Origin of the sequence: Mycobacterium kyorinense (genome assembly GCF_002101735.1) — a bacterium.
Lineage (GTDB): Bacteria > Actinomycetota > Actinomycetes > Mycobacteriales > Mycobacteriaceae > Mycobacterium > Mycobacterium kyorinense.
In genome coordinates, this window is sequence record NZ_LQPE01000047.1 from 1 (window position 1) to 19748 (window position 19748).

At 69.9% G+C, this 19748-nt stretch carries 13 protein-coding genes; 5 read left to right on the plus strand and 8 right to left on the minus strand.

The window, feature by feature from the left end; all coding sequences use genetic code 11:
* Positions 1 to 136 precede the first annotated feature (136 nt).
* Together AWC14_RS07580 and AWC14_RS07585 are read right to left on the minus strand one after the other, a co-directional pair.
* Positions 137 to 3124 (minus strand): UPF0182 family protein, encoded by a 2988-nt coding sequence (locus AWC14_RS07580; protein WP_045384864.1) that lies wholly within the window; start codon positions 3122 to 3124, stop codon positions 137 to 139.
* 57 nt (positions 3125 to 3181) lie between these two features.
* On the minus strand, positions 3182 to 4204 hold the full coding sequence (locus AWC14_RS07585; RefSeq protein ID WP_057003342.1) for a YlbL family protein: 1023 nt from the start codon (positions 4202 to 4204) through the stop codon (positions 3182 to 3184).
* A 119-nt stretch (positions 4205 to 4323) separates the two neighbouring features.
* Here AWC14_RS07585 and AWC14_RS07590 point away from each other — a divergent pair, with 119 nt between their 5' ends.
* The 3 genes from AWC14_RS07590 (at position 4324) to AWC14_RS07600 (ending at position 7951) form a co-directional block, all read left to right on the plus strand.
* Entirely contained in the window at positions 4324 to 5688 is a 1365-nt protein-coding gene (locus tag AWC14_RS07590) for a zinc-dependent metalloprotease (RefSeq protein WP_081968357.1), read from the plus strand.
* 69 nt (positions 5689 to 5757) lie between these two features.
* Positions 5758 to 6564 carry a cyclodehydratase gene (locus AWC14_RS07595; RefSeq protein ID WP_193393841.1) on the plus strand — a complete coding sequence of 269 codons (807 nt, stop codon included), beginning with the start codon at positions 5758 to 5760 and terminating at the stop codon, positions 6562 to 6564.
* A 43-nt stretch (positions 6565 to 6607) separates the two neighbouring features.
* Positions 6608 to 7951, plus strand: a complete 1344-nt coding sequence (locus AWC14_RS07600) for a macrolide-binding ATPase MABP-1 (protein WP_045384867.1) — start codon at positions 6608 to 6610, stop codon at positions 7949 to 7951.
* A 4-nt stretch (positions 7952 to 7955) separates the two neighbouring features.
* On the opposite strand, the gene AWC14_RS07605 is transcribed toward AWC14_RS07600, so the two are convergent.
* Entirely contained in the window at positions 7956 to 8225 is a 270-nt protein-coding gene (locus AWC14_RS07605) for a WhiB family transcriptional regulator (protein WP_045384868.1), read from the minus strand.
* Between the two features lie 365 nt (positions 8226 to 8590).
* Positions 8591 to 10669 (minus strand): ATP-dependent DNA helicase UvrD2, encoded by a 2079-nt coding sequence (locus tag AWC14_RS07610; protein WP_142281602.1) that lies wholly within the window; start codon positions 10667 to 10669, stop codon positions 8591 to 8593.
* Between the two features lie 65 nt (positions 10670 to 10734).
* Between AWC14_RS07610 and mrx1 the strand changes: the two genes are divergently transcribed.
* Positions 10735 to 10980, plus strand: coding sequence for a mycoredoxin Mrx1 (gene mrx1, locus AWC14_RS07615; protein WP_045384870.1), 246 nt, complete (start codon positions 10735 to 10737; stop codon positions 10978 to 10980).
* Between the two features lie 5 nt (positions 10981 to 10985).
* Here mrx1 and nudC read toward each other — a convergent pair whose 3' ends face one another.
* Complete coding sequence (gene nudC / locus AWC14_RS07620) at positions 10986 to 11909, minus strand: NAD(+) diphosphatase (RefSeq protein WP_057003341.1); 924 nt, start codon at positions 11907 to 11909, stop codon at positions 10986 to 10988.
* 9 nt (positions 11910 to 11918) lie between these two features.
* Complete coding sequence (locus tag AWC14_RS07625) at positions 11919 to 12992, minus strand: potassium channel family protein (protein ID WP_057003340.1); 1074 nt, start codon at positions 12990 to 12992, stop codon at positions 11919 to 11921.
* Between the two features lie 33 nt (positions 12993 to 13025).
* Here AWC14_RS07625 and AWC14_RS07630 point away from each other — a divergent pair, with 33 nt between their 5' ends.
* Entirely contained in the window at positions 13026 to 13415 is a 390-nt protein-coding gene (locus tag AWC14_RS07630; RefSeq protein ID WP_045383603.1) for a DoxX family protein, read from the plus strand.
* On the opposite strand, the gene AWC14_RS07635 is transcribed toward AWC14_RS07630, so the two are convergent.
* Together AWC14_RS07635 and AWC14_RS07640 are read right to left on the minus strand one after the other, a co-directional pair.
* The gene (locus tag AWC14_RS07635) at positions 13399 to 16608 is read right to left on the minus strand and encodes an ATP-dependent helicase (protein WP_057003339.1); all 3210 of its coding nucleotides are present in this window, start codon (positions 16606 to 16608) and stop codon (positions 13399 to 13401) included. The genes AWC14_RS07630 and AWC14_RS07635 overlap by 17 nt on opposite strands.
* Positions 16605 to 19709: an ATP-dependent helicase gene (locus AWC14_RS07640; RefSeq protein WP_045383600.1), complete on the minus strand. Its 3105-nt coding sequence runs from the start codon at positions 19707 to 19709 to the stop codon at positions 16605 to 16607. The genes AWC14_RS07635 and AWC14_RS07640 overlap by 4 nt, the downstream gene beginning before the upstream one ends.
* Positions 19710 to 19748: the final 39 nt, after the last annotated feature.

Consider the following 19748-nt stretch of genomic DNA (forward strand, 5'->3'; position numbering starts at 1 on the left):
AACCACCACGAAGCGGCCCTGTCACGCTGACACACCGCAACGCAGCACCATCACCCTGACACTGAGCGCAAACCCGGCGACACGCCCGGCGTGTCGGCCGGGGACGCGCACGCTCGCGGCCAAGGCGACCCACCCCTTACTTGGCGTTGTTGAACTTGGTGATCGCGTCGTCGACTCGCTGCAGCGCTGCGCCGTAAGCCGCGAAGTCGCCCTTCTTCTGGGCATCGCGCGCCGCGGCGATGGCCGCCTGGATCTCCTTCATCGCTGCGGCCTTGGCGGGCGACAACGTCGCGCCGTTCGGCGACGGCGGAACGGCCGCGGCCGGCGGCGCGGGTGATGCCGGCACCGAATCGGCGGCCGGCGGCGGCGTTCCCGACGGCGGACTGGCCGGCGCACCGGCATCCGTCGGCGCGATCTCGGTCGCGGTGGCACCGGCGCCGGGCCCGAACAGCCCCGTCAGCGCATCACTGACCGTCGGCCCATAGCCGATCTTGTCGTTGTACATCATCGCGACCCGGATCAGCCGCGGGTAGCTCGACGCCGCATCACTGGAACCCGGCGAGGCGTACACCGGTTCGACGTAGAGCAGCCCGCCCTGCGCCACCGGCAGCGTCAGCAGATTGCCCCACCGGATCCGGTTCTGGTTGTCCCGCCCGATCACGCCCAGATCTTGCGACACCGCGGTGTCCGTGGTGATCGCATTGTTGGCCAGTTTCGGCCCGTTGACCTGACCGGGGATGGTCAGCACCGTGATCTTGCCATACGTCGCGGGATCCGAGCTGGCGCTGATGTAGGCGGCCAGATAGTCGCGCTTGAACCTGTTCATCGCGCTGGTCAGCTGATACGACGCCGAATTGTCGCCTTTGGCAAGGTTTTTCGCGACTATGTAGTAAGGCGGCTGGTAGCTGCTGGCGGTCGGGTTGGGGTCCAGCGGCACGTCCCAGAAATCCGACGTCGAGAAGAACGTCACCGGGTCGTTGACGTGGTATTTGGCCAGCAGCATCCGCTGCACCTTGAACAGGTCCTCCGGATAGCGCAGATGTTCCGCCAGTTCGGGCGTGATGTCACTCTTGGGTTTGACGGTGCCCGGGAACACCTTCATCCACGCCTTGAGCACGGGGTCCTGCTCGTCCTGGGCATAGAGCGTGACCGTGCCGTCGTAGGCATCGACGGTGGCCTTCACCGAGTTGCGGATGTAGGAGACCTGCTTGTCGGGCGCCAGCCGGTTGAACGCCACCTCGTTGGAGTCGGCGGTGGCCGACGACAACGACGTCAGCTCGGAATACGGGTAGTTGTCCAGCGTGGTGTAGCCGTCGATGATCCACACCAGCCGCTTGTTGACGATCGCCGGGTACACCGCGCTGTCGGTGGTTAACCAGGGAGCCACCGCCTCGACCCGCTGCGCAGGATCCCGGTTGAACAGGATCTTGCTGTTGGAGCCGATCACGTTGGAGAACAAGAAGTTTCGTTCGGCGAACTTTGCGGCGAACACGCTGCGCGACACCCAGCTGCCGATCGGGACTCCGCCGGTGCCGGTGTAGGTGTAGTTCTTGGTTTCGGTGTTGGTTTCGTAGTCGTATTCGCGGTCGTTGCCGTTCTTGCCGACGATCGCGTAGTCGGCCGGGGTGTTGGCGATCACTGGACCGAAATAGACGCGGGGCTGATCCAGCCGCGCCGGACCGTCGGACACCACACCGCCGTTGGCGCCGACGACGTTGACCAAAAACTCCGGATAGCCGCCGTTCTGGTTGGGGTCGTTGGCAATACCGCGCACGGTGTTGGCCGGCGAGGCGATGAACCCGTTGCCGTGGGTGTAGACGGTGTGCCGGTTGATCCAGTCGCGCTGGTTGTCGATCAGCCGGTCCGGGTTGAGTTCACGGGCCGCGACGACGTAGTCGCGCAGGTTGCCGTCGCGGTCGAGGTAGCGGTCGATGGACAGCTGGTCGGGGAAGAAGTAGAAGTTCTTGCCCTGCTGGAACTGGGTGAACGCCGGGCTGACGATCGTGGGGTCGAGCAGCCGGATGTTCGACGTGGTGGCGCGGTCGGAGGCCACCTGCTCGGCGGTGGCCCGCCCGTCGCCGCTGTAGTTGCGGTAGCTGACCACGTCGTCGGTCAGCCCGTAGGCTTGCCGGGTCGCGGTGATGCTGCGGCTGATGTATTCGCTTTCCTTTTGCGCCGCATTGGGTTTGACGCTGATCTGTTCGACGATCAGCGGCCAGCCCGCCCCCACGATCAGCGACGACAGCAACAGCAGTACCAGACCGATCGCTGGAATCCGCAAGTCCCGCAGGGCAATTGCGGAGAACACCGCCGCGGCACAAATCAGCGCGATCGCCAGCAGGATCAGCTTGGCGGGCAGCACCGCGTTGATGTCGGTGTATCCGGCGCCGGTGAACGGCTTGCCGGCCCGGGTGTGCGACAGCAGCTCGTAGCGGTCCAGCCAGTAGGCGACCGCCTTGAGCAGCACCAGCGCGCCGACCAGGCTGATCAATTGGATGCGCGCCGAACGGCTCAGCGCGCCGGTACGCCCAGACAGCCGGATGCCGCCGAAGATGTAGTGCGCCACCAGATTCGCCACGAACGCCAAGAACAGCGCCACGAACAAATAGCTGACCACCAGCCGGTAGAACGGCAAATCGAAGGCGTAGAAGCCGAGATCCTTGCCGAATTGCGGATCTCTGATGCCGAAGACGCCGCCGTGCAAAAACAGCTGGATGCGCACCCAGTACGTCTGCGCGATGATGCCGGCCAGCAGGCCGATCATCGCCGGGACCCCGATTCCGAACAGCCGCAACCGCGAGAGCACCACGGTGCGATACCGCGCCACCGGATCGTTGCCGTTGCTGGGTACGAACACCGGACGGGTCCGATAGGCCAGCGCCAACCCGCCGAACACAATGCCGCCGACCAGCAGCCCGACCACCAAGAACACCACAAAGCGAGTCAGCAGCACGGTGGTGAACACCGACCGGTAGCCCAGTTCGCCGAACCACAGCCAGTCGACGTAGGCGTCGATCAGTCGCGGCCCGACCAGCAGCAGCACGATCACTACCAGCGCGATCGCGATCAGAATCCGGCTGCGCCGAGTAAGCTTCGGCATTCTCGCCGTGGGCCGCATTCCCACTACTTACGCTCCCTGACCGTCCTCATTTGTATCGACGGTCACAACTGTACGCAGGCGTCAGCAACTCGGCGGCTGCCCACCCGATGTGATGGCATGCAACGCATCCACCGCCTGCCCCAGGTTGTCGACCTTCACCAGTTGCAGTCCGGGCAGCTTGTCCGAGCTGGCCTCGTAGCAGTTCTTGGCGGGCACCAAAAAGACCGTGGCCCCGGCCGCGCGGGCGGCGTTCATCTTGTGCACGATGCCGCCGATGGGGCCCACCTTGCCCTCGGCGGTGATGGTGCCGGTGCCCGCGACGAACTTCGCGCCGGCCAGGTCGCCGGTGGTGAGTTTGTCGACGACGGCGAGGCTGAACATGAGCCCGGCCGACGGGCCGCCGACGTTGGCCAGGTTGAAGTCGATGACGAACGGCGCCCACGGCGCGTCGAGCACCGACACCCCCAAAAAGCCGTAGCCGCGATCGGGGTTGGCGCCCAGCGTGATCCGCGCACTACCGGGCGGGGCGTTCTTGCGCCGGAAGTCGACGGTGACCGACTGACCGGGTTTGGTTTTCTTCAGCAGCGACGTGAACTGCTCCACGTTGGCCACCGGCGTGCCGTCGACCGCGTCGAGCGCGTCACCGTCCTGCAGCTTGCCCTTCGACGGGCCGGGATCGCTCACCGCCGCCACGGTGACCGCCTGCGGGTACTTCAAATACCCGAGGGCGGCGTACTCCGCGCTGTCCTCGGACTGCCGGAAATCGGCGTTGTTGGCCTTGTCGACCTCGTCCCGCGACTTGCCCGGCGGATAGACCAGGTCACGCGGCACCAGCTGCTCCTGCCCGGACAGCCACAGCGTCAGCGCCTCCCCCAGGCTCAGGCCGTCGCGCTGCGACACCGTCGTCATGTTCAGGTGACCCGTCGTGGGATGCGTCTGGGTGCCCTCGATGTCGACCACCTGTTTGCCATCGACCTCACCGAGCGTGTCGAACGTCGGACCCGGACCCAGCGACACGAATGGCACCGTCACCACCGCGAGCAGCACGCCGAAGGCCACAATCGGCACCAGCGCGACGATCAGCGTCAGAATCCGCCTGTTCACGTCGCCTACCCTAAAGTGTTGTGGTGGCGACCCGCTGCGCCCGGCTACGCCGCGCTGGCGATCGCCACCAGCGCCGTTCACTGTCAGCGTGACCGCGGACCGCTCCCGGCGGCTCGGCCATGAGTACCGTTGGGGGTATGGCTGACCTGCCTTTCGGCTTCTCCGCCGGGGACGACCCCGAGCGCGACAAGCCGGGCAAAGACGACTCGGGCTCGACCGACCCATTCGGAATGGGCGGCAATTTCGACATGGCCGACCTGGGCCAGATCTTCACCCGTCTCGGGCAGATGTTCAGCGGCGCCGGCACCGCGATGGCGTCCGGCAAGCCCTCCGGTCCGGTCAACTACGAACTGGCACGGCAGCTGGCGTCCAGTTCGATCGGTTTCGTGCCGCCGATCCCGGCCGCCACCAGTTCGGCGATCAGCGATGCGGTGCACCTCGCCGAGACATGGCTCGACGGGGCGACCGCACTGCCGGCCGGCACCGCCAAGGCCGTCGCGTGGAGCCCCACCGACTGGGTGGACAACACGCTGGAAACGTGGAAACGGTTGTGCGATCCGATGGCTCAGCAGATCGCCACGGTGTGGGCTACGGCGTTGCCCGAGGAGGCCAAGGGCATGGCCGGCCCGCTGCTGTCGATGATGTCGCAGATGGGCGGCATGGCGTTCGGCTCGCAGCTGGGCCAGGCGCTGGGCCGGCTCTCCCGCGAGGTGCTGACGTCCACCGATATCGGTTTGCCGTTGGGCCCCAAGGGAATTGCCGCACTGCTGCCCGATGCAGTGGAAACTTTCGCCGACGGGCTGGAGCAACCGCGCAGCGAGATCGTGACCTACCTGGCGGCGCGCGAGGCCGCCCACCACCGGCTGTTCAGCCACGTGCCATGGTTGTCCAGTCAGCTGCTCGGCGCCGTGGAGGCCTACGCCAAGGGCATGAAGATCGACATGGCCGGAATCGAGGAACTGGCAAGGGATTTCAATCCTTCGTCGCTCACCGACCCGGCCGCGGTGGAAGACCTGCTGACGCAGGGCGTATTCGAGCCCAAGGCGACGCCGGAGCAGACCCAGGCACTGGAGCGGCTGGAGACACTGCTGGCGCTGATCGAGGGCTGGGTGCACACCGTGGTGACCGCGGCGCTGGGCGACCGCATCCCGGGGGCGGCCGCGCTGGCCGAGACGCTGCGACGGCGCCGGGCCACGGGCGGGCCCGCCGAGCAGACGTTCGCCACACTGGTGGGTTTGGAACTGCGTCCGCGCAAATTGCGGGAAGCCGCGCTGCTGTGGGAGCGGCTCACCCAGGCCGCCGGCGTCGACGCCCGCGACGCGGTGTGGCAGCACCCCGATCTGCTGCCCGACGCCGAGGATCTCGACGAACCGGCCGGCTTCATCGACCGGGTCATCGGCGGCGACACCAGCGGTATCGACGAGGCGATCGCCGAATTCGAACGCGGCACCGACCCCGGTCCCGACGGCTCTGTGGATAGCTGAGCGGAGCCCCACGCCCGGCGTGGCACAGTCGCGACTGTGCCGAGCACGCTGTACGCGCTTGATCCGGCGATGCCGGTGCTGGTACGCCCCGACGGCGCGGTCCAGGTCGGCTGGGATCCGCGCCGCGCCGTGCTCGTCCAGCCACCCCGCGGCCTGACCGCCGTCAAGCTGGCCGCGCTGCTGCGCAGCATGCACTCGCCGCTGCCGATCAGCGAGCTGCACCGGCAGGCGGGCGCGGTTTCCGAGCAGGACCTCGACGACCTCGTCGCGCAATTGGTCGAAGCCGGCGTCGCCACCCGCAGTCGCCAGCGGCCCGGGCGGTCGGCGTCGATACGGGTGCATGGCCGCGGACCGCTGTCGGACCTGCTGCTCGGGGCGCTGCGCTGCTCGGGCGCCCGAATCAAGCACAGCAGCCAGCCGCACGCCCTGGTCACCCAGACGGGCGCCGACTTGGTGGTGTTGTCGGACTACCTGGTCGCCGATCCGCGGATGGTCCGCGAACTGCACAGCCAGCGCGTCGCTCATCTGCCAGTGCGCGTGCGCGACGGCACGGGGCTGGTCGGACCGCTCGTGATCCCCGGGGTGACCAGCTGCCTGGCGTGCGCCGACCTTCATCGGCGGGACCGCGATGCCGCCTGGCCGGCCGTCGCCGCCCAGCTGCGCGACGCCGTCGGCACCGCCGACCGGGCGACGCTGCTCGCGACGGCCGCGCTGGCACTCAGCCAGGTCAACCGGGTCATCGGTGCGGTGCGCGGCGGCGACACGGCACCCGATCCCGGACCGCCCACCGCGTTGAACGCCACTCTGGAGTTCGACGTGCATGCCGGCTCGATCGTGGCGCGGCACTGGCCGCGCCACCCACTGTGTTCTTGTTGACATCGCGTGTTGCCAACTCGGTGCGGGCGACGGTCGGGCCGTCATGGATGATGGGTATGTGACAGACATCAAGCGGGGCCGCGCGGCGCGCAACGCGAAGCTGGCCGGCCTGTCGGTGAATATCGCGGGCCGCACGGCGCTGGGCATCGGCAAGCGACTGACCGGCAAGTCCAGGGACGAAGTCAACGCCGAGCTGATGGAAAAGGCTGCCCATCAACTGTTCACCGTCCTCGGTGAGCTCAAGGGCGGCGCGATGAAGGTCGGGCAGGCGCTATCGGTGATGGAAGCGGCCATTCCCGAGGAGTTCGGCGAGCCGTACCGCGAAGCGCTGACCAAGCTGCAGAAGGATGCCCCGCCGCTGGCGGCGCACAAGGTGCACCGGGTGTTGGACGCCCAGCTCGGCACCAAGTGGCGGCAGCGTTTCCTCGAATTCAACGACACCCCGGTGGCTTCGGCCAGCATCGGGCAGGTCCACAAGGCGGTGTGGCACGACGGCCGCGAGGTAGCCGTCAAGATCCAGTACCCGGGCGCAGACGAGGCGCTGCGCGCCGACCTGAAAACCATGCAGCGGATGGTCGGCGTGCTCAAGCAACTCTCCCCCGGCGCCGACGTGCAGGGCGTCGTCGACGAACTGATCTCGCGCACCGAGATGGAGTTGGACTACCGGCTGGAAGCCGACAACCAGCGCAAGTTCGCCAAGGCATACCAAGACCACCCGCACTTCGTGGTGCCGCATGTCGTGGCCAGCGCGCCGAAGGTCGTCATCCAGGAATGGATCGAGGGCGTGCCGATGTCCGAGATCATCCGCAACGGCACCACCGAACAGCGTGACCTGATGGGCACCCGGCTGGCGGAGCTCACCTTCGACGCGCCGCGGCGGTTGGAGATGATCCACGGCGACGCCCACCCCGGCAATTTCATGCTGCTGCCCGACGGCCGGATGGGGGTCATCGACTTCGGCGCGGTCGCCCCGCTGCCGGGCGGCTTTCCCATCGAGCTGGGGATGTCGATTCGGCTGGCGCGGGACAAGAACTACGACCTGCTGCTGCCGACGATGGAAAAGGCGGGCCTGATCCAGAAGGGCCAGCAGGTGTCGGTCCGCGACATCGACGACATGCTGCGCCAGCACGTCGAGCCGGTGGAAGTGGAGGTATTCCACTACAACCGCAAGTGGCTGCAGCGGGCGGCCGCCCACCGCATCGACCGGTCGATGGCACAAATGAAGACCGTGCGGCAGCTGGATCTGCCGGCGAAGCTGGCGATGCCGATGCGGGTGCTGGCGTCGGTGGGCGCCATCCTGTGTCAGCTGGACGCGCATGTGCCGATGAAGGCGCTGTCGGAGGAGCTGATCCCCGGCTTCGCCGAGCCGGACACCGCGGTCGTCTAGCTGCTTAAGCCGCCACGGCGTCCTTGCGTGGACGCCCCCGAGGCCGCTTGCGGCTGATGATCGAACCGCGGTCCAGGATTTCGCCGCCCCACACACCCCACGGCTCTGCGCGTTCCAGCGCCGCGGCCAGACACTGGGCGCGAATCGGGCAGTCGGCGCACAGCGCCTTGGCGCGTTCCAAGTCGACGGGACTGTCGGCGAACCACAGGTCGGGATCGCCGACATGACACGGCAGCTCCGGCAGCTTCTCGTCGCGGACCGTCTGTCTCGACATGTCCTGATCACCTTCCTGGTCTCTGGCGGTCTTTGGAAGATCCGGACCAGGTGGCGGGATGCCGACCCGAAAACTATGGCCACGGATCTGATTTCGAGTCCGTGGCCTTCGAGAGCTATTTCCTAGAACCTAGGTGGAGCCCCGATCCACGGACGCGTTGGTAGCGGCGGCGATGCGGCGATGACGCGGCGCGGCCGATGCGGGCGCCGCGGCGGCATGGCGGGAGCCAACGCCGGCCATGCCTACGCCGAGTGCGTTCATGGTGATCATCGTGGCTCCCTCCTTCCGTGCATGTGCCGTAAGAATGCGGTTCGAGGCTAAATCGTAGCAGCCCAACGCGGCAAGCGATTTTCTGACCTGCGAATTTAGCCGCGGCTGCGGACCAGCTCCAACACGTCCGGCCCGAACTGCTCGAGCTTGCGGGCACCGATACCGGGGATCGCGACCAGCGCGGCGTCGTCAGCGGGCAGCATTTCCGCGATCGCGATCAGCGTGTTGTCGGTGAACACGACGTAGGCCGGCACGTTGAGCTCCTTGGCGGTGCGCAGCCGCCAATCCTTGAGCCGCAGCAACAGCTCGTCGTCGATATCGGCGGCGCACGTCTCGCAGCGGCGCAACATGATGGCCGCCGGCGTGGTCAGCGCCTTGTTGCAAATGCGGCAACGCGATGCAGCGCCGCGGTTGCGCCGCGGCTTACTTGGCGTCGGGTCGGACTGCGTCTGCGGGGCGATCCCGTTGAGGAACCGTGACGGCTTGCGGCTCTGCCGCCCGCCCGGCGTCCGCGACAACGCCCAGCTGAGCGCCAAATGTGTTCGTGCCCTGGTGATTCCGACGTAAAGCAGCCGGCGCTCCTCCTCCACGGGCTCGCTGTCTGCGCCGTGCGCCAGCGCGTGGCTGATCGGCAGCGTGCCGTCGGCCAGGCCCACCAGAAACACCGCGTCCCACTCCAGCCCCTTGGCGGCGTGCAGCGACGCCAGCGTCACGCCCTGCACCACCGGCGGGTGGCGGGCGTCGGCGCGCATTCGCAACTCGGCCAGCAGACCGGGCAGGTCCAGTTGCGGGCGGTGCGCCACCTCCTCGTCGACCAGTTCGGCCAAGGCGCTCAGCGCCTCCCAGCGCTCGCGCGCCCGGGTGCCCGCCGGCGGCTGCGCCGTCAACCCCAGCGGTTCCAGTAGCCCGCGCACCACGTCCGGCAACTCGCCTTCTGCGCCCTGGGCGGCCGCCCGCTGCAACACCAGCAGCGCTTGGCGGATCTCCTGACGGCTGAAAAAGCCCTCGCCGCCGCGCACCTGATACGGAATGCCGGCCTCGGTCAGCGCCTCCTCGTATACCTCGGACTGGGCGTTGATCCGGTACAGCACAGCGATCTCCGCCGGTGGCGTGCCCGCCGCGACGAGCTTCGCGATGGCCTTGGCCACCGCGGCCGCTTCGGCAACCTCGTCGGGATGCTCGTGAAACGACGGCACCGGGCCCGGGTCGCGCTGGCCGACCAGGTGCAGCTTGCTGCCGGCCACGCGGCCGCGGGCGGCGGCGATCACCCGGTTCGCCAGCGACACCACCTGCGGCGTGGAGCGGTAGTCCCGCTCGAGACGCACGACCGTGGCGTCGGGAAATCGTCGGGAGAAGTCGAGCAGAAAGCGCGGGCTGGCGCCGGTGAACGAGTAGATGGTCTGGTTGGGGTCGCCGACGACGGTCAGGTCGTCGCGCTCCCCCAGCCACGCCGAGAGCACCCGCTGCTGCAGCGGGGTGACGTCCTGGTATTCGTCGACGACGAAGCAGCGGTAGCGGTCGCGGAATTCCTCGGCGACCGCGGCGTCGTTTTCGATCGCGGCCGCAGTGTGCAGCAGCAGGTCGTCGAAGTCGAGCAGCGCGGGGCCGTCGCTGCGGGCCTTGAGCGACTCGTAGCCGGCGTAGACCGCGGCCACCCGCGGGGCGTCCAACGGGATGTCGCGGCCGGCGGCGGCGACCGCCTCCGGGTACTGCTCGGGGGAGATCAGCGACGCCTTCGCCCACTCGATTTCGCCGGCCAGATCCCGCACGTCGTCGGTGCTCAGCTGCTGCCCGGCACGGTTGGCGGCCCGGGCGACGACGGCGAACTTGGTGTCCAGCAGCTGCCAACCCGTGTCGCCGACCACACGCGGCCAGAAGTAGCGCAACTGGCGGTGCGCGGCGGCGTGAAAGGTCACGGCCTGGACATTGCCGATGCCCAGCGTCCGCAGCCGGGCGCGCATCTCACCCGCCGCGCGCTGGGTGAACGTCACCGCCAACACCTGCCCGGCGGCGACGTGGCCGGCAGCGACCAGCTGGGCGATGCGGTGCGTGATGGTGCGGGTCTTGCCGGTCCCGGCACCGGCCAGCACGCACACCGGGCCCCGGGGCGCCAGCACGGCCTCGCGCTGCTCCTCGTCGAGGTCGGCAAGCAAGGCGTCCGCGGTCACCGGCATGCCGTCCATCTTGGCAGCGGAGGCCGACAAACCCCGGGGTCCGCCACGCCGTCTATAAACGAGGCATGAGTAACGCTGCCCTGACCATGTACACGACGCCCTGGTGCGGCTACTGCCATCGGCTCAAGACGATGTTGAAGGCCGCCGGTATCTCCTACGACGAGGTGAACATCGAACAGGACGCCGCGGCCGCGGAGTTCGTCGGTTCGGTCAACGGCGGCAACCGGACCGTTCCGACCGTCAAGTTCGCCGACGGCACGACGTTGACCAATCCCAGCGCCAACGAGATCAAAGCCAAGCTGGCCGGGTAGGCGGCTCAGCCGGCCGCGGCCCAGGATTCGATGATCACCCGGGCAATCGAAACCGAGCCGGGCAGAAGGAGTTTCGAGTCGGAATTGCTGCCCCAGTCACCGGCGGCCAGCGCCGCGCGGACCTCGTCGCGGGTGAACCAGGCCGCCTCGGCGATCTCACCGTCGTTGAACGAGAACTCCTGATTCGGGTCGGCCACCGCGTGAAAGCCGACCATGAGCGATCGGGGGAACGGCCACGGCTGGCTGCCCAGGTAGCGCACGTCGCGCACGGTCAGACCGATCTCCTCGCGAACCTCGCGGGCCACGCACAGCTCGAACGACTCGCCGGCCTCGACGAAGCCGGCCAGCAGCGAGAACAGCCGCTGCGGCCACACGGTCTGGCGGGCCAGCACCGCGCGATCGCCGCCGTCGTGCACCAGGCAGATCACCGCGGGGTCGATCCGCGGGAATTCCTCGTGCCCGGTGAGCGGGTTGACCCTCGCCCAACCCGCCCGGATGGGTTTGGTCGGTGAGCCGTCGGCGGCCGAAAACCGGGCGCTGTCATGCCAATTCAGCAACGCCAACGCCGACGACACCAGCTGCGCGCTGACGTCGTCGAACAGCTGACCCGCCCGGCGAAGATCGGCCACCTCGACAGGGACGTCGGGGTCCTCGGGCGCTTCCAGCGGGCCGCGGATGGCCCACACGTGCCGACCGCCCTCCAGGCGGCCCAAAAACACGGCGTCCGAGGGTGGTTTGTCGGCGAGCGTACGCGCCGCGCCGAGCACCACCCGGCCGCCGGCGACCAGCACCTGGTTGCGGTGGTCCACCCGCAACAGTGCGGCATCGGCCCAGCCGTCGGCGGCGGCGTCGACGTCGGTGCGCAGCTGGTCGGCGCGGTCGGCGCCGATGCGCGAGAGCAGCGGAACGCTTTGCAGCTGGAAATCCATGCCGGTGCTCTACTTCCCCACGCTGCGGATGTACAGCAGCCGGTCGTCGGCCTCGATGGCGTCGACCTCCGGCGCGTCGACCCGCAGCAGGTTGCCGTCGCGCACGACGCCCAACACGATGTCGGTGAGGTGCCGCGGCGACCCGCCGACCTCCGTCTGCTCCACCTCTCGTTCGGCGATAGCGAATCCGGCGTCGGGAGTCAGCAGATCCTCGATCATCTCCACCACGCTCGGCGTGGTGGTGGCGATGCCGAGCAGCCGGCCCGCGGTCTCCGAGGACACCACGACCGAGTCGGCGCCCGATTGCCGCAGCAGATGCTGGTTTTCGGCCTCCCGGATCGACGCGACGATCTTGGCTTTCGGCGCAAGTTCCCTTGCGGTCAGCGTGACCAGCACCGCGGTGTCGTCGCGGCTGGTGGCGACGACGATCGACGCGGCGTGCTGCGCACTGGCCAGCCGCAGCACGTCGGATCGGGTGGCGTCGCCGTGCACGGTGACCAGCCCGGCCGCCGCGGCGTGGTCGAGTGCGGCCCGATCGGTGTCGACGACGACGATGTCGCCGGCCGGTACCTCGTCGCTCAGCATTGCGGCGACGGCCGTCTTGCCTTTGGTGCCGTAGCCGATGACGACGGTGTGGTTGCGCACTCTGCTCCTCCAACGCTGGATCTTCAGTGCCTGCCGCGAGGTCTCCGTGAGGACCTCGAGCGTCGTCCCGACCAGCACGATCAGGAACGCGACCCGCAGCGGGGTGATGATCGCGACATTAACCAGGCGGGCGGTCTCGGTGTACGGGGTGATGTCGCCGTACCCGGTCGTCGACAGCGACACCGCCGAGTAGTACAGGCAATCCAGGAAGGTCAGCGGGTGGTGGCCGTTGGCATCGTGGTACCCGCCGCGGTCGAGGTAGACAATCACGGTCGCCGCGAACAACGCCACCGTGGCGATGGTCACCCGGCGGGTGATGACACGCACCGGGCTGGCTTCGCTTCCGGGGATGCGCAGCACACCGACAAGGGCGTAACTGGGCTGGGCGGTGAGCGTCTCGTCGAGACCGCTCAACCGCCGCCAGCTAGCTCTGGCCACGGCTCATCGGCAGGCGCACGACACAATGTAACCATGACCGCTACCACAGCTCACCCCGACGCGAGCGCGGCTCCGGCATACCGGATGGGTGCCCTGCTGATCGGGATGGGTATCACCCATTTTCTGGCGCCCAAACCCTTCGACGCCATCGTCCCGACGGAGCTGCCGGGCAGCCAGCGGCTCTACACCTATGCGTCCGGCGTCGGCGAGGTTGCGACCGGCGCGCTGCTGCTGGCCAGGAGCACCCGCCGGTTGGGCGCGCTGGCGGCGGCGGTGCTGTTCGTCGCGGTCTTTCCGGCCAACGTCAACATGGTGCGGCTGTGGTGGGCCAGGCCCTGGCCGATGCGGCTGGTCGCGTTGGCCCGGTTGCCGTTACAGATCCCGATGATCACCTCCGCTCTCAAAATCAGGCGCACTGCCTAGCCAGCAGCGCCGCGAGTTCGCCGGGCCCCGGCAATGCGTGCGGCACGACGGTGGTTCCGCTGCGGACGTAGTGAAAAGCGGTGCGCACCAACGATTCCGGGCAGCCGGACAGTCCCGCCCAGGCCAGCCGGTAGACGCCGAGCTGGATTGCCGCGTGCCGGGCGGCTTCCGGGCCGCGTGGCGGCTCGCCGGTCTTCCAGTCGACCACGGTGGCGCCGCCATCCGGTTCGGCGAACGCCGCGTCGATGCGGCCGCGCACCACGGTGTCGCCCACGGCCATCTCGAAGGGCACCTCGACGGCGACAGGGGTGCGGGACGCCCAGGGTGAGGCGAGGAAGGCCTCTTGCAACGCGGCCAGTTCCTCGGCGTCGGCCTGCGCGGTCTCGGTGTCGGCGGCCCCGGGCAGGTCGGCGAGGTCGAACAGCCGCTCGGCGCCGTAAAACCGCTGCACCCATTCGTGAAACGCATTGCCCAACAAGGCATGCGGCTCGGGGCGGGCAGGCAGCCGGCGCGTCAGCCGCCGCAGCGCGCCGTCCGGGTCGCGGGCCAAGTCCACCAGGCCGCTGACCGACAGTTGGCCGGGCAGGCTCGGCGTCGCCGGCGTGGTGGCGCGCGCGCGTTCGGCGAGCAACGCATCGACGTCGGGGTCGGCCGGTAAGGCCGCGTCGGCCTGCGACATCGCGGCGACCACCAGCGCCGCGCCGCGCTCCACGTCGGCACGCCGGGCGCCGAGTGGGTCGACGGGCCAGATGGCTTCTACAGCAGTGTCGCGCAACGGGTTTGGTTCGCCGTCGGCAGGTGGCGGCGCCCAGTGTTCGACCTCGCCGCAGTCGTGCCTTTCGATGACGTCCTTGAGCTCGTGCAGGAAGTCGGACGGGCCGCGCGGTTTGATCCCGGTAGCACCCCAGTGGTGGCCGGACAGCAGTAGCGTGTCCTGGGCGCGGGTGATGGCCACATAGAGCAGGCGGCGCTCCTCGTCCATGCGCCGCTGCTCCAGCTGGCGGCGATGCGCAGAGATCGTGTCCGACAACTGTTTTCGATCGACGACGTCCGACGTCTCCAGGACCGGGACGCCGTGCGCGCCCAACGAAGCGCGATCGCCTCGCAGCAGCGGCGGCAGCTCGGCGGCATCGGTCAGCCAGGTGCGGGCCGACCCGGTCGACGGGAACACGCCGCCCGACAGATGCGGAACGGCCACCACGTGCCACTCCAGGCCCTTGGCGGCGTGCACGGTGAGCACTTGGACCTGGTCCTGGGCGACGGTGACTTGCGCCGGCGGCAAGCCGTTTTCGACGTCGGTGGCGGCATCCAGGTAGGCAAGGAGACCCTCGACCGAGGGGTTGCCGGCCCGCTCGGCGTAGCTCGCGACCACGTCGGCGAAGGCGTCGAGGTGTTCGGTACCGGTGCACCCGGTGGTGGCCGGTTGCGCGGCACGGACCTCGCAGTCGACGCCCAGTACCCGGCGCACCTCGGCGACCAGGTCGGGCAGCGGATGGCCGAGATGTCCACGTAGCGTGGTCAACTCGTCGGCGAGTGCGGTGATGCGCCGATACCCGGCCGGTGAATACTCGCTGTCCGGTCCGGGGTCGTCGATGGCGTCGGCCAGGCCGGCGGTGTCGGCGTCCGGGCCGGCCGACGCCGCGATCCGCTCGACGGAATCCGTTTCGCGCGCACCGCCATCCAGGGCGACGGCCCGCCGCCACAGCGCCGCGATGTCGCGGCCGCCGAGCCGCCAGCGTGGTCCGGTGAGCACCCGCATGGCCGCCGATCCGGCGGCGGGGTCGGCCACCAGCCGCAGCATCGCCACCACGTCGGCGACCTCCGGGACGGACAGCAGGCCGGCCAGCCCCACCACCTCCACCGGGATGCCGCGGGCCCGCAGCGCCGCGGCCATCGGTGCGGCGTCGGCGTTGCGCCGCACCAGGATTGCGGCGGTCGGCGGCGCGCCGCCGGCCGAGCCGGCCCGCTCGTAGTGGTGCTGCAGGTGGTCAGCGATCCACTCGCGTTCGGCGCATACGTCGGTCAGCAGCGCGCATCTGACCGTGCCGGGTGAAGCGTTGGGCCGGGCCCGGAGCGGCCGCACCGCCACCGACCGTCGCCGCGCTTCGGCCGAGACCGCGTTGGCCACTTGCAGGGTGCGCGGCGGGTTGCGCCAGCTGGTGCGCAGTTCAAGCATCGGCGCCGGCGTGCCGTCGGGCCGCGGGAAGTCGGTGGTGAACCGCGGCAGGTTGGTGGCCGAGGCGCCGCGCCAGCCGTAGATCGACTGGATCGGGTCGCCGACGGCGGTCAACGCCAGTTCCTCGTCGACTCCGCCGCCGAACAGCGACGACAACACGACGCGCTGAGCGTGACCGGTGTCCTGGTACTCGTCGAGCAGCACCACTCGATAGCGGCTCCGCAGCTCCTTACCGACCTGGCCGAACGTCGTCACCAGCCGCGCGGCCGCGGCCATTTGCATGCCGAAGTCCATCGCCTTCTCGGCCCGCATCCGCGCATGCAGCTCGTCGATGAGCGGCACGAGCTCGGCGCGTTCGGTCTGGGTGGCCAGCATCCGCAGCAGCCACTGGCTGGGGCCGCGGTCTCTCTGGTAGGGGCCGGCCGGCAGCGTGTGCACCAGCCGTTCCAGCTCGACGTGGGTGTCGTGCAGCTGCGCGGTGTCGACGAGGTGCTCGGCGAGCTGGCCGGACAACCGCAGCACCATCGAGGTGACCGCGGCCGGGGTCTTGTCGGTGCGCAGTTCGCCGCGGTAGCCGTTGACCACGTCGAACGCCAGCTGCCACAGCTCGGTCTCGGACAGCAGCCGGGTATCCGGCTCGACGCCGAGCAGCAGGCCGTGGTCGCGCAGCAGCTGCCCGGCGAATGCGTGGTAGGTGCTGACCGCCGGGGCGCCCGCGGGCTCGCCGGTGATCAGTCCGGTGCCGGCCAGCCGGGCAAGCCGCGACCGGACCCGCCGCAGCAGCTGCCCGGCCGCCTTGCGGGTGAACGTCAGGCCGAGCACCTGGTCGGGTCGCGCGTAACCGTTGGCGACCAGCCACACCACCCGCGCGGCCATGGTCTCGGTTTTGCCGGCGCCGGCGCCGGCGATGACGACCAGCGGCCCTGGCGGCGCGGCGATGACCGCGGCCTGCTCCTCGGTCGGTTCGAAAAGCCCAAGGCTGCAAGCTAACTCGGCAGGGCTGTAGCGGGGTGTCATGTCGCGATCCCGTCTGTGTGGGCCGGGCAGCTGGGCCGCAGCGGGCAGTGCACGCAGCCGTCGTTGATGCGGGCGACAAACTGAGGCCCGGCGGTAGCGGCGGCCGCCTGCCTTATCAGGTTGCGCCACTCTTCGCGCGCGGCCGGTGTCAACGGGTCCTGCTCGCGTTCGGTGGCGCCGCCGGCCGTCGTCCTGCCCGGATACACCAACCGGGCGCCGCCGGGCTCGGCACGCGGCAACTGGGGGTCCCTCCCGCTCGCGGGGGCGCCCTCGGCCACGGCCAACTGATAGGCCGCCAGCTGCGCGTGGCGCTGCGCGTCGTCCTTGCTGACCGGTGTCTTGCCCGTCTTGACGTCGACGATGACCAGCCGGCCGACGGCGTCGCGCTCGACTCGGTCGACCCGGCCGCGCAGTCGCACACCGTCGACCACCCCGTCGACGTCGACCTCGACGCCGACCTCGGTGAGCGCGTGCCGCGTCTGGGCCCGCCACTCCAAGAAGGCCTGCAGCATCGCGCGATGGCGGGCCAACTCGTTGGCCGCATACCAGCGCGACTGGAACGGCAGCTGTTCCCAGGCCCGGTCCAGCGCGGCCATCAGCTGCGACTCGCTGGCCGCCGACTCGGCGATCAGGGCGTGCACCACAGAGCCGATGGCCGACGGCAGGTCGCGCGGATCGGTTCCGCCGTGGCGTTCGGCCAGCCAGCGCAGCGGGCAGTCGGTCAGCGTCTGCAGGCTCGACGGCGTCAGCGTGACCACGTGGTGGTCGCCGCTCCACAGCGGCTCGGCGGTGCTGACCGGGGTCATGCCGTACCAGCCGGCCGGGTCGGCGCCCGGCACGCCGGCCTTGGCGAGCCGGGCCAATTGTGTTGCTGCTCTTGCTCTTTCAGTTTCGCTAACCGTGCCGTCGGGTGCGCAGACCACGCCGCGCAGCCGGCCTACCACCGCGGCCCCCGACAACACCCGCGGGGCCGTGACAGGGGATGTGTCGAGCTCGTTAGTGGCCCACTGCGCGATCTCGGAGAAGAACGGCGACGGCAACGCGCTGTCGCAGCCCGCCTGCCCGCCTTCTCCGTCGACGGCGGTGACCAGCAGCCGCTTTTTGGCCCGGCCCATCGCCGCCACCAACAGGCGCCGCTCCTCGGCGAGCAGTGGTGCCCGCAGTGACGCGCCCTCGCCGACCCCGTCGAGGACGTCCAGCAACCGCTGGGTAGCCAGCACGCCGCCGCGCGGAATCGTGTTGGGCCACAACCCTTCCTGTAGACCGGCGATGACCACCAGGTCCCACTCGTGGCCGAGCGCGGCGTGCGCGCTGAGCACGCTGACCTGTTCGGCCACACCGGGCTCGGGACGCACCGGCGGCACCTGCAGCGCACCGACGTGGTCGAGCAGCCCGCGCAGCGACGCCCCGGCGGTGCGCGACACGTATTGGTCGGTGACCTCGAACAGCGTCGTCACCGCGTCGAGGTCGCGGTCGGCCTGGGTGCCGGCGGCGCCGCCGCGCTCAGCCGCCGCCAGCAAGCGACGCTGAAGACCCGAGCGCTGCCACGCCGCCCACAGCGTGTAGCGCGGATCCCGGCCGTCGCGATGACAGCCGGCGGCGGCGTCGAGCACAGCGCGGACCCGTCGCAGCGGGCGGGCGTGCGCCGCGGACAGTGGCGGCGGGTCGCCCGCCAACGCCGACACCAGCAGGTCGTCGACGTCCCGGTCCGGTGCGCTGCGGCGCAGCGCCCGGCGCAGTTGGCGAAGCGTCACCGGGTCGACCCGGCCGATCGGCCCGGTCAGCAACGCCAGTGCATGCTCGCCGTCCAGCCCGTCGGCGGTGGCGGCCAGCACGGCCAGCAGCGCCCGCGCCGCGGGCTGCTGCCACAGCTGCCCACCGGACGTCGGCACGGCCACCGGGACGCCCGCCCGGGTCAGGGCGTGCGCCAGCCCCGCCGCGGCGCGCTGCACCGATCTGACGATGACCGCCATCTGCGACCACGGCAGCCCGTCGACCAGGTGTGCCCGCCGCAGTGCGTCGGCGATCAGCGCCGCCTCCGCATGCTCGGACGCGGCCAGGCGCACGGTCACCGAACCGGAATCGGTTCCGGCGGAGTCGATTTCGCTCCCCCCGGGAAGCCGGCCCGCGACGCCGGATACGGCGCGCGCCACCGCCGGCGCGCAGCGGTGCGACGAGGTCAGCGTCACCGACGGCGCATCGTCGCTGTGCAACAGCGCGGCCGGGTCGCCGCCGCGGAAGCCGAACACCGCCTGGTTGGGGTCGCCGGCGATCACAGTCACCTCGGCGCCCGCCGCCAACACCCGCACCAAACGGGCGGCCTGGGGGTCGAGCTGCTGGGCGTCGTCGACCAGCAGAACCCGGATCCGGGCATGCTCGGCGGCCAGCAACTCCGGGTCGACGGCGAAGGCCTCCAGCGCGGCCCCGACCAGTTCGGCGGCGCCCAGCGCCGGCGTGGTCGCCTGCGGCGCGGCTGTCCCTACCGCGGCGCGCAGCAACATCACCTGCTCGTACTGGCGCGCGAACCGGCCCGCCGCCGCCCATTCCGGGCGCCCGTGCAACCTGCCCAGCTGCTGCAGTTCCCGCGGGTCGACACCGCGTTCGGCGCAGCGCGCCAACAGATCCCGCAACTCGGCGGCGAATCCTGCGGTGCTCAACGCGGGACGCAGCTCGGCGGGCCACGCCGTCGAACCGTCCTGCAGGTCGCCGGCCAGCAGCTCGGCGATGATTGCGTCTTGTTCGGCGCTGGTGACCAACCGCGGAGGCGGCCCGCCGGCGCGCTGCGCGGCCAGCCGCAGCACGGCGAAGGCGTAGCTGTGCACGGTGCGCACCAGCGGCTCACGGATCACGACAGGCCCGGCAGCTTCCGTCCGCGCCCGCAACAGCTGTGCCGTCAACGCGCTGCGCGCCCGGGTGGCGATGCGGCCCGAACCCGTCAGCAACAGAACAGATTCCGGTTCGGCACCGGCAGCGATGCGGGCGGCCGCGGCGTCGACCAGCAGGCTGCTCTTACCGGTGCCCGGGCCTCCGAGCACCCGAATCCGGCCGCGCAGACCCGGATTCAACACCGTGCGCGCCTCGCGACCCCACCGATGTGCCATAGCGGCATGACATCACGGGGGTCCGACAAGTCGGCCCGG

Excerpts from the sequence above, each read along its gene's own strand:
- AWC14_RS07590 (WP_081968357.1), top strand. The coding sequence starts at position 4,324 with ATGAGTACCGTTGGGGGTATGGCTGACCTGCCTTTCGGCTTCTCCGCC.
- AWC14_RS07595 (WP_193393841.1), top strand. The coding sequence starts at position 5,758 with ATGCCGGTGCTGGTACGCCCCGACGGCGCGGTCCAGGTCGGCTGGGAT.
- AWC14_RS07600 (WP_045384867.1), top strand. The coding sequence starts at position 6,608 with ATGGATGATGGGTATGTGACAGACATCAAGCGGGGCCGCGCGGCGCGC.
- AWC14_RS07605 (WP_045384868.1), bottom strand. The coding sequence starts at position 8,225 with ATGTCGAGACAGACGGTCCGCGACGAGAAGCTGCCGGAGCTGCCGTGT.
- AWC14_RS07610 (WP_142281602.1), bottom strand. The coding sequence starts at position 10,669 with ATGCCGGTGACCGCGGACGCCTTGCTTGCCGACCTCGACGAGGAGCAG.
- mrx1 (WP_045384870.1), top strand. The coding sequence starts at position 10,735 with ATGAGTAACGCTGCCCTGACCATGTACACGACGCCCTGGTGCGGCTAC.
- nudC (WP_057003341.1), bottom strand. The coding sequence starts at position 11,909 with ATGGATTTCCAGCTGCAAAGCGTTCCGCTGCTCTCGCGCATCGGCGCC.
- AWC14_RS07630 (WP_045383603.1), top strand. The coding sequence starts at position 13,026 with ATGACCGCTACCACAGCTCACCCCGACGCGAGCGCGGCTCCGGCATAC.
- AWC14_RS07635 (WP_057003339.1), bottom strand. The coding sequence starts at position 16,608 with ATGACACCCCGCTACAGCCCTGCCGAGTTAGCTTGCAGCCTTGGGCTT.
- AWC14_RS07640 (WP_045383600.1), bottom strand. The coding sequence starts at position 19,709 with ATGGCACATCGGTGGGGTCGCGAGGCGCGCACGGTGTTGAATCCGGGT.